8 protein-coding genes and 2 tRNA genes are annotated in these 8,764 nt (G+C 53.8%); all 10 read left to right on the top strand.

From position 1 onward, the window contains the following. The first annotated feature begins 17 nt into the window (after positions 1-17). The 10 genes from OMR58_RS05470 to OMR58_RS05515 all read left to right on the top strand — a co-directional run bounded on the left by OMR58_RS05470 (position 18) and on the right by OMR58_RS05515 (position 8,762). Positions 18-488, top strand: coding sequence for an RcnB family protein (locus OMR58_RS05470; RefSeq protein ID WP_105593970.1), 471 nt, complete (start codon positions 18-20; stop codon positions 486-488). A gap of 138 nt (positions 489-626) precedes the next feature. After that, positions 627-1,712 carry a lytic murein transglycosylase B gene (gene mltB, locus OMR58_RS05475; RefSeq protein WP_105593971.1) on the top strand — a complete coding sequence of 362 codons (1,086 nt, stop codon included), beginning with the start codon at positions 627-629 and terminating at the stop codon, positions 1,710-1,712. A 95-nt stretch (positions 1,713-1,807) separates the two neighbouring features. Beyond that, positions 1,808-2,581 carry a trans-aconitate 2-methyltransferase gene (tam, locus tag OMR58_RS05480; RefSeq protein ID WP_200564153.1) on the top strand — a complete coding sequence of 258 codons (774 nt, stop codon included), beginning with the start codon at positions 1,808-1,810 and terminating at the stop codon, positions 2,579-2,581. A gap of 102 nt (positions 2,582-2,683) precedes the next feature. Beyond that, positions 2,684-3,178 carry a nicotinamide-nucleotide amidase gene (gene pncC, locus OMR58_RS05485; RefSeq protein ID WP_200564156.1) on the top strand — a complete coding sequence of 165 codons (495 nt, stop codon included), beginning with the start codon at positions 2,684-2,686 and terminating at the stop codon, positions 3,176-3,178. A 94-nt stretch (positions 3,179-3,272) separates the two neighbouring features. Continuing rightward, complete coding sequence (gene recA / locus OMR58_RS05490; protein WP_105593974.1) at positions 3,273-4,334, top strand: recombinase RecA; 1,062 nt, start codon at positions 3,273-3,275, stop codon at positions 4,332-4,334. Between the two features lie 190 nt (positions 4,335-4,524). Continuing rightward, positions 4,525-5,037: a regulatory protein RecX gene (locus OMR58_RS05495; RefSeq protein ID WP_105594001.1), complete on the top strand. Its 513-nt coding sequence runs from the start codon at positions 4,525-4,527 to the stop codon at positions 5,035-5,037. A gap of 137 nt (positions 5,038-5,174) precedes the next feature. Continuing rightward, positions 5,175-7,802 carry an alanine--tRNA ligase gene (gene alaS / locus OMR58_RS05500; protein WP_264545410.1) on the top strand — a complete coding sequence of 876 codons (2,628 nt, stop codon included), beginning with the start codon at positions 5,175-5,177 and terminating at the stop codon, positions 7,800-7,802. 246 nt (positions 7,803-8,048) lie between these two features. Further along, on the top strand, positions 8,049-8,234 hold the full coding sequence (gene csrA, locus OMR58_RS05505; RefSeq protein WP_004155916.1) for a carbon storage regulator CsrA: 186 nt from the start codon (positions 8,049-8,051) through the stop codon (positions 8,232-8,234). Positions 8,235-8,591: 357 nt separating this feature from the next. After that, positions 8,592-8,684, top strand: a tRNA-Ser gene (locus tag OMR58_RS05510). A 4-nt stretch (positions 8,685-8,688) separates the two neighbouring features. Continuing rightward, positions 8,689-8,762, top strand: a tRNA-Arg gene (locus OMR58_RS05515). Positions 8,763-8,764 lie beyond the last annotated feature (2 nt).

Raw genomic sequence — 8,764 nt, forward strand, 5'->3', positions numbered from 1 at the left:
TTAAAAGTGGAGACGTTATGCGTAAGTTGCAAGTGATATTATGTTCAGCGGTATTCTCAACGTTGGCTCTCACCAGCGTTTCTGCTGCCTGGGCCGAAGGCGAGCAGAGTGCGGCACAACCGGCCCCTGAGTCGGTTGCTCAGGAGACGGATGCAGCCGCGCCGGAAAGTCCGGCTACTGAAGCGCCAGCCGAAACCGCCACCGCTGAGCAGCCATCCGATCAGGCCGTACAGGCACTGGCTAATTCTGCCGATCCCTATAGCGTAAAAAGTTTCTTCGCTGACTTTACGCATTTTGCCATTGGCGACACGGTGCCTGAACTTTATCGTACGAAAAAGTATGAAGTGACCCAGTGGACGGTGCGCCATCTTCCTGCGCCTGTTGCAGAAAGCCACTGGACCTATATGGGCGGCAATTATGTGATGATCGCCAATGCTGACGGGAAAATCCTCCAGGCAGAATCGGGTGATATCTATTATAAACACTGATTGAAACATGGCGGCGGGGCGTTTTTTCTACCCGCTGCGCAGTTTTATCGCCCGGCAGGTAAATCCACTTTAATTCCATCCTGACTCTGTTTTACCATCTGCTTTCTGATATTTCATGCACGGCAAAATGGACACCCCATGCGTTTTCTGGCAACTCTTCTTCCCGCAGTCGCATTACTTTCCGCCTGTAGCAGCCAGCCGCAGCAGGCTCCGGCTGAACCGCACGGTAATCCGTTTAAGGGAAACGGCGGTTTTCTGTTAAGCCCCGATCACTCGGCCACTCCGTTTGGCGGTGATTTTTCCGATAATCAGGCGGCGAATGCTTTTATCGATAAGATGGTGCGCGAGCACGGTTTCGACCGCCAGCAGCTTCATGATGTACTGGGGCAGGCAAAGAATCTGGACTGGGTTATTCGTCTGATGGATCGCCAGGCACCGACGACCGCGCAGGGGCCGACCGGGCCTAACGGTGCCTGGATACGCTATCGCAGCAAGTTTATTACGCCGGACAACGTGCAGAACGGCGTTGCCTTCTGGAATCAGTATCAGGATGCATTGCAGCGCGCGCAGCAGGTTTACGGCGTGCCGCCGGAAATCATTGTCGGGATTATCGGCGTTGAGACGCGCTGGGGCAGGGTGATGGGCAAAACGCGTATCCTTGATGCGCTGGCGACGCTGTCCTTTAACTATCCCCGCCGCGCCGCCTACTTCAGCGGCGAGCTGGAAACCTTCCTGCTGATGGCGCGTGAAGAAGGTGATGACCCGCTGAATCTGCGCGGTTCTTTTGCCGGTGCGATGGGTTACGGCCAGTTTATGCCATCGGCATTTAAACAGTATGCGGTTGACTTCAACGGCGACGGCCATATCAATCTGTGGGATCCGGTGGATGCGATCGGCAGCGTTGCGCACTATTTTCAGGCTCACGGCTGGCTGACTAACGGTACGGTTGCCGTGCAGGCTAACGGTCAGGCTCCGGGGATGGAAAGCGGATTCAAAACGCGCTATTCGGTAGCGACCCTTGCCGCCGCCGGACTGTCGCCACAGATCCCGCTGGATAATAACCAGCAGGTCAGCCTGCTCAAGTTCGATATGGGGACCAGCTATCAATACTGGTACGGCCTGCCGAACTTCTATGCGATCACCCGCTATAACCACAGCAACCATTACGCAATGGCCGTATGGCAGTTGGGGGAAGCGGTAGGGCGCGCCCGCCAGGGGATGTAGCGCCTGCAGGATAAATTGTTGCGATTTCGTTATTTATCGCCAGCGCGGCCGGGCCTACACTGTGTCCGGTCGCACTACTTACTGAGCGAGGAATAATGAAAGACTGGAACCCCGATCTTTACCGGCAGTTTGAAGCAGAACGCACCCGTCCGGCACAGGAGTTGCTGAGCCGAATCCCACTGACCCACGTTACCTTTGCTACCGATCTCGGCTGTGGGCCGGGCAACAGTACCGAACTTCTTTGTCGCGCCTGGCCTGATGCGCACATTACCGGGCTGGATAGCTCGCAGGCGATGCTCGACAAAGCGCAACAGCGGCTGCCCGGCTGCGCTTTTGCCCGTGAAGATATTCGCCAGTGGCGGGCTGCTCAGCCGCAGGATGTCATCTATGCCAATGCTTCTTTGCAGTGGCTGACGGACCATCAGACTCTATTACCCCATCTGCTTGCTCAGCTCTCCTCATCGGGTGTGCTGGCGGTACAAATGCCGGATAACCTTGAACAGCCGACTCATCGTCTGATGCGTGAAGTGGCGCAGCGTGCGCCGTGGGTGGATATCATCGATCCGCAGGCAGCCGACAGAAAGAGGTTGCTGTCCACCGAGCAGTATTACGATCTGCTGTGCGCGGCTGGCTGCCGTGTGGATATCTGGCGTACCACCTACTATCACGTGATGCCTTCGCCACAGGCGATTGTTGACTGGCTGCGAGCGACCGGGTTACGGCCGTTTCTTGCCGCACTGGATGAGCAGCAGCAGGGGGCGTTTCTGGCAGCTTATCAATCGGAAATTGCACAGGCCTACCCTGCCCGTGCCGATGGTAACCTGCTGATGGCTTTCCCCCGTCTGTTTATGGTGGCACAGAAAATTTAACACGCGGCTGGAAGAGGGGCCGCAAAAATGGCGTCCTCTGCTTCCCGTCCCCTGGAAAAATGTTAGGCTTTGCGGCAATAAACATTGAAAAAGGTACGTACCATGACGGATGAGCAATTAACGCAGTTAAGTATCCGTGTCGGTCAGCAGCTGTTAGCCCGTGGCGAAACAGTGACTACCGCCGAATCCTGCACCGGGGGATGGATAGCTAAAGTACTGACCGATATTGCGGGCAGCTCTGCCTGGTTTCATCGTGGCTTTGTGACCTACAGCAATGATGCCAAGCAGCAAATGATCGGCGTCAGTGAGCGTTCGCTGGCGGCGCATGGTGCGGTCAGTGAGCCCGTCGTGCGTGAGATGGCGCAGGGTGCGCTGCGCGAAGCCGCTGCTGATTTTGCGATCTCGGTGAGTGGTATTGCCGGGCCGGATGGCGGCAGCGAGGAAAAACCCGTGGGTACGGTATGGTTCGGTTTTGCCAGCGCTGGTGGTGAAGTGCTGGCAGAGCGTTACTGTTTCAGCGGAGACCGTGAGGCCGTTCGCCGTCAGGCAACAGCCCGGGCACTACAGACCTTACTCGATCGCTTTCTGAAAAATTAAACTTGATACTGTATGACCATACAGTATAATCACTGCATATTTTAGAGACAAAGCAGCGTCCGCGTGTGCTTTACCCGCATGACTAGGAGTAAAAATGGCTATTGACGAAAACAAGCAAAAAGCACTGGCAGCAGCGCTGGGCCAGATTGAAAAACAATTTGGTAAAGGCTCCATCATGCGCCTGGGTGAAGACCGTACTATGGATGTTGAAACCATCTCTACCGGTTCTTTATCGCTTGATATCGCGCTTGGCGCGGGCGGCCTGCCGATGGGCCGTATCGTCGAGATCTACGGACCAGAATCCTCAGGTAAAACCACGCTGACTCTGCAGGTGATTGCCGCCGCGCAGCGCAAAGGTAAAACCTGTGCCTTTATTGACGCCGAGCACGCGCTGGACCCTGTTTATGCCAAGAAGCTGGGCGTGGATATCGATAACCTGCTGTGTTCTCAGCCGGATACCGGTGAGCAGGCGCTGGAAATCTGTGATGCACTGGCGCGTTCAGGCGCAGTTGACGTCATCATCGTTGACTCCGTTGCAGCCCTGACGCCAAAAGCGGAAATCGAGGGTGAAATTGGTGACTCTCATATGGGCCTTGCGGCACGTATGATGAGCCAGGCGATGCGTAAGCTGGCTGGTAACCTGAAAAACTCCAATACACTGCTGATCTTTATCAACCAGATCCGTATGAAGATTGGTGTGATGTTTGGTAACCCGGAAACCACTACCGGTGGTAACGCGCTGAAGTTCTATGCTTCCGTGCGTCTGGATATCCGCCGCATCGGCGCCATCAAAGAAGGCGACGAAGTTGTGGGTAGCGAAACCCGCGTTAAAGTGGTGAAGAATAAAATCGCTGCGCCTTTCCGCCAGGCGGAATTCCAGATCATGTACGGCGAAGGCATCAACATCTTTGGTGAGCTGGTTGATCTGGGCGTGAAGCACAAGCTGATTGAAAAAGCGGGTGCATGGTACAGCTATAACGGCGACAAAATCGGTCAGGGTAAAGCGAATGCGTCTAACTTCCTGAAAGAGAACCCGGAAAAAGCTAACGAAATCGATGCAAAGCTGCGTGAGCTGCTGCTGAATAACCAGGATCAGAAAGCTGATTTTGTGCCAACGGCAGAAGAAGCGGATGAGGAAACTCACGAAGACTTCTGATTCATCTGATGTTTTTTCCTGAAGAAAAGGAACGGTAACTCCGTTCCTTTTTTTATGGGTGCTTTATGCTCGTACAGGGCATCATAATCCGGCCAAACCTCCCTTCCTCCGAGTGTATTTTCCTCGCCAGTCTTGCCGTCAGACGTTACCCTTATGGATGTATTTTTTGCATAAACATGGTGCTGCCTCTATGACAGAGCATTCAGAACGGACCCGACATACTCGCCTGCTGGAGCGCGCAACACGCATTCTCGCCATGCGCGATCACAGTGAGGCGGAGTTCCGCCGGAAGCTGGTGGTAGCAACAGAACGTGCGGCGCAGTTCTCCCGCAGTGAAACCCCGCCGGAGCCGTTAACTCCAGAAGAGATCGATCGGGTGGTGGCGTGGTGTTACCAGCACAACTGGCTGGATGATGCCCGTTTTGCTGAACGCTACCTGGCAGGGCGCAGTAGAAAAGGGTATGGCCCACAGCGCATCAGACTGGAGCTGGGGCAGAAGGGAGTGGACAAGGCCTTAATCGATGAGGCAATGTTTAACACGGAAACTGACTGGCAAAGTCTGGCTTTGAGTCTGGCCGAGCGGAAGTTTGGCTTACCGTTACCGACTGAATGGAAGGAAAAAGCCAAAGTGCAGCGTTATCTGATGACAAAAGGCTTCTTTATGGAAGATATCCGGTCGGTTTTCACAAATTTTGATGATTGAGCGCCAATGGGATTTTACTTCCCTCCGAAGAAAATTTATCTTATTCACCACTTTTTGTTCGTGTGTCGCCGCAGGAAAATGTAATACCGGCGCAGCAAGACCCACGAAACGTTCGTTAGCGTGATTCCAGGACAAATATGAGCAAGAGCACTGCGGAGATTCGTCAAGCGTTTCTCGACTTTTTCCAGAGCAAGGGACATCAGGTTGTAGCCAGTAGCTCCCTCGTCCCCAACAACGATCCGACTTTGCTGTTTACCAATGCCGGGATGAACCAGTTCAAGGATGTCTTCCTTGGCCAGGATAAGCGTAGCTATTCCCGTGCGACGACCTCACAGCGCTGCGTGCGCGCCGGTGGTAAACACAACGATCTTGAAAACGTTGGCTACACTGCCCGCCACCATACTTTCTTCGAGATGCTGGGCAACTTCAGTTTTGGTGACTATTTCAAGAAAGAGGCGATTGCCTTTGCCTGGGAACTGTTGACCGGACCTGAGTGGTTTGCACTGCCGAAAGAGAAGCTGTGGGTGACCGTGTACGAAACCGATGATGAAGCCTTTGATATCTGGGCGAATGAGATCGGTGTGCCGCGCGAGCGTATTATTCGCATCGGCGACAACAAAGGTGGCGCTTACGCTTCAGATAACTTCTGGCAGATGGGCGATACCGGTCCTTGCGGTCCGTGTTCTGAAATTTTCTTCGATCACGGCGATCACATCTGGGGCGGACCTCCGGGTAGCCCGGAAGAGGACGGCGACCGCTACATTGAGATCTGGAACATCGTATTTATGCAGTTCAACCGTCAGCCTGACGGTACGATGCTGCCGCTGCCTAAGCCGTCCGTGGATACCGGAATGGGCCTGGAGCGTATTTCTGCGGTTCTGCAACATGTGAACTCGAACTATGAGATCGATCTGTTCGCTAAGCTGATTGCCTCTGTTGCAGAAGTGACCGGTGCCAGCGATCTCGGCAATAAATCACTGCGCGTGATTGCTGACCATATCCGTTCCTGTGCTTTCCTGATCGCCGATGGCGTTATTCCTTCGAATGAAAACCGTGGCTACGTTCTGCGTCGTATCATTCGTCGCGCGGTTCGTCACGGCAATATGCTGGGCGCGAAGGGCACCTTCTTCTATAAACTGGTAGCGCCACTGATTGAAGTGATGGGCGCGGCGGGAGAAGAACTGCAGCGTCAGCAGGCTCAGGTTGAGCAGGTTCTGAAGTCAGAAGAAGAGCAGTTTGCAAAAACGCTGGAACGTGGTCTGGCGCTGCTGGATGACGAGCTGGAAAAACTTCAGGGCGATACCCTGGACGGTGAAACCGTCTTCCGTCTGTATGACACCTTTGGCTTCCCGGTCGATTTGACCGCCGATGTGTGTCGTGAACGTAACCTGAAAATCGACGAAGAAGGCTTCGAGCGGGCAATGGAGCAACAGCGCCAGCGTGCGCGTGATGCCAGCGGTTTCGGTGCTGACTACAGCAGCGTGATCAGCATTGATAAAGCATCAGCGTTTAAAGGCTATGATCAGCTGGCGCTGAATGCGACTGTTACCGCCATCTTCGTTAATGGCCAGGCGGCCAGTGAAATCACCGCCGGGCAGGAAGGGGTGATCGTTCTGGATGAAACGCCATTCTACGGCGAATCAGGTGGTCAGGTTGGTGATACGGGCGAACTGAAGGGCGAGAACACCAGCTTCACCGTAACCGATACTCAAAAATATGGTCAGGCGATTGGACACAGCGGCAAGCTGGCAGTGGGAACATTGCGCATTGGCGATCGTCTGGCGGCGCAGGTTGATGAAGCGCGCCGTGCGCGTATCCGTCTTAACCACTCTGCAACGCACCTGCTGCATGCTGCACTGCGCCAGGTTCTGGGCGACCACGTTGCTCAGAAAGGCTCTCTGGTAAACGATAAGTACCTGCGTTTTGACTTCTCGCATTTTGAAGCGATGAAGCCGCAGGAGATCCGTCAGGTTGAAGAAATCGTCAACGCACAGATCCGTCGTAACCTGGCGATTGATACCAATATCATGGAGCTGGAAGCGGCCAGAGCCAAAGGTGCCATGGCGCTGTTTGGCGAGAAGTATGACGATCATGTTCGCGTCGTTGGTATGGGTGATTTCTCTACCGAGCTGTGCGGTGGTGTTCACGCCAGCCGTACTGGCGATATCGGCCTGTTCCGCATTCTGTCTGAGTCAGGCACGGCTGCGGGCGTGCGCCGTATTGAAGCCGTAACGGGCGAGGGCGCGCTGTCTCAGGTTTATAGCCAGAGCGAGCAGCTGCAGGATATTGCTCAGCTGGTGAAAGCGAATAGCAGTAACCTGAATGATAAAGTCCGTGCGCTGATCGACCACGCACGCGGTTTGGAAAAAGAACTGCAGCAGCTGAAAGATCAGCAGGCCGCGCAGGAGAGCAACCTCCTGAGCAGCAAAGCGATTTCCGTGAAGGGGACAAAGCTGCTGGTTAGCGAATTGAAAAACGTTGAGCCGAAAATGCTGCGTACGATGGTAGACGATCTGAAAAATCAGCTCGGCTCCGCGGTTATCGTACTGGCAACTGTCGCAGAGGGAAAAGTCTCCCTGATTAGCGGGGTGACTAAAGACCTGACCGATCGTGTGAAAGCGGGTGAGCTGGTTGGCGAGCTTGCACAGCAGGTTGGCGGGAAAGGTGGCGGTCGGCCGGACATGGCTCAGGCGGGCGGCACAGATGCACAGGCACTCCCTGCTGCACTGGCTGGCGTTGAGTCCTGGGTGGCTGCAAAACTGTAACACCGATAAAAATGTACCGCTGATGAGCGCCAGGAAGCGAAAACCTGGCGCTCTTCATATGCGGTATGCACTGTAATCATAAAGTCAGGTTGATGAGCAGGTTTTCGGCTAAACTAAGTATCAGCAGAATGTATTAGTATGAGGATGCACTCTTGGTGTATTTGTCATAACCTACATTGCACGTTGTATGATGGATAATGCCGGGAACAGTTAACCCGACTCTTTTAATCTTTCAAGGAGCAAAGAATGCTTATTCTAACTCGTCGAGTTGGTGAAACCCTCATGATCGGTGATGAGGTTACTGTAACTGTGCTGGGTGTTAAAGGTAACCAGGTCCGTATTGGCGTAAACGCCCCTAAAGAAGTATCGGTGCATCGCGAAGAGATTTATCAGCGTATTCAGGCTGAAAAAACTCAGCAAACGAGCTACTAACGTATTCAGCGCCTCGCTCTCCGTAGCGAGGCCACTATTGTTTCTCCTGATTTCCCCTCATTCAGTTCCTCTGTCCTTACAATTCTTCTTTTCGTCTCTCTTTTTTTAACAAAACGGCCAGCCTGTTGGTTTTTATCTATTGTGCTTTTCATCGCAGAACCCCGTTTTCTCTGTTGATAATTCACTCTTTTTGCCTTTAAAACCGCCTGATTGCATGGCTTTTGTGCAATTGAACGCAGAGGGTGAAAAAAGGGGGAGAAATTGTTTGACTTACTACGCCCAGAAAGTAATATGTGCGCCACGCAGTGCCGATGAGCAGTTAGAAAGTTCTGAAGCACAACTCGAAAGAGTGCTAGTGGTGAGGTGGCCGAGAGGCTGAAGGCGCTCCCCTGCTAAGGGAGTATGCGGTCAAAAGCTGCATCCGGGGTTCGAATCCCCGCCTCACCGCCATTTTGCATCCATAGCTCAGCTGGATAGAGTACTCGGCTACGAACCGAGCGGTCGGAGGTTCGAATCCTCCTGGATGCACC

Origin of the sequence: Erwinia sp. INIA01 (assembly GCF_025947915.1) — a bacterium.
In the GTDB taxonomy this organism is placed as follows: Bacteria; Pseudomonadota; Gammaproteobacteria; order Enterobacterales; family Enterobacteriaceae; genus Erwinia; species Erwinia coffeiphila.

Coding starts and splice junctions, on each gene's coding strand:
- OMR58_RS05470 (WP_105593970.1), top strand. CDS start 18: ATGCGTAAGTTGCAAGTGATATTATGTTCAGCGGTATTCTCAACGTTG.
- mltB (WP_105593971.1), top strand. CDS start 627: ATGCGTTTTCTGGCAACTCTTCTTCCCGCAGTCGCATTACTTTCCGCC.
- tam (WP_200564153.1), top strand. CDS start 1,808: ATGAAAGACTGGAACCCCGATCTTTACCGGCAGTTTGAAGCAGAACGC.
- pncC (WP_200564156.1), top strand. CDS start 2,684: ATGACGGATGAGCAATTAACGCAGTTAAGTATCCGTGTCGGTCAGCAG.
- recA (WP_105593974.1), top strand. CDS start 3,273: ATGGCTATTGACGAAAACAAGCAAAAAGCACTGGCAGCAGCGCTGGGC.
- OMR58_RS05495 (WP_105594001.1), top strand. CDS start 4,525: ATGACAGAGCATTCAGAACGGACCCGACATACTCGCCTGCTGGAGCGC.
- alaS (WP_264545410.1), top strand. CDS start 5,175: ATGAGCAAGAGCACTGCGGAGATTCGTCAAGCGTTTCTCGACTTTTTC.
- csrA (WP_004155916.1), top strand. CDS start 8,049: ATGCTTATTCTAACTCGTCGAGTTGGTGAAACCCTCATGATCGGTGAT.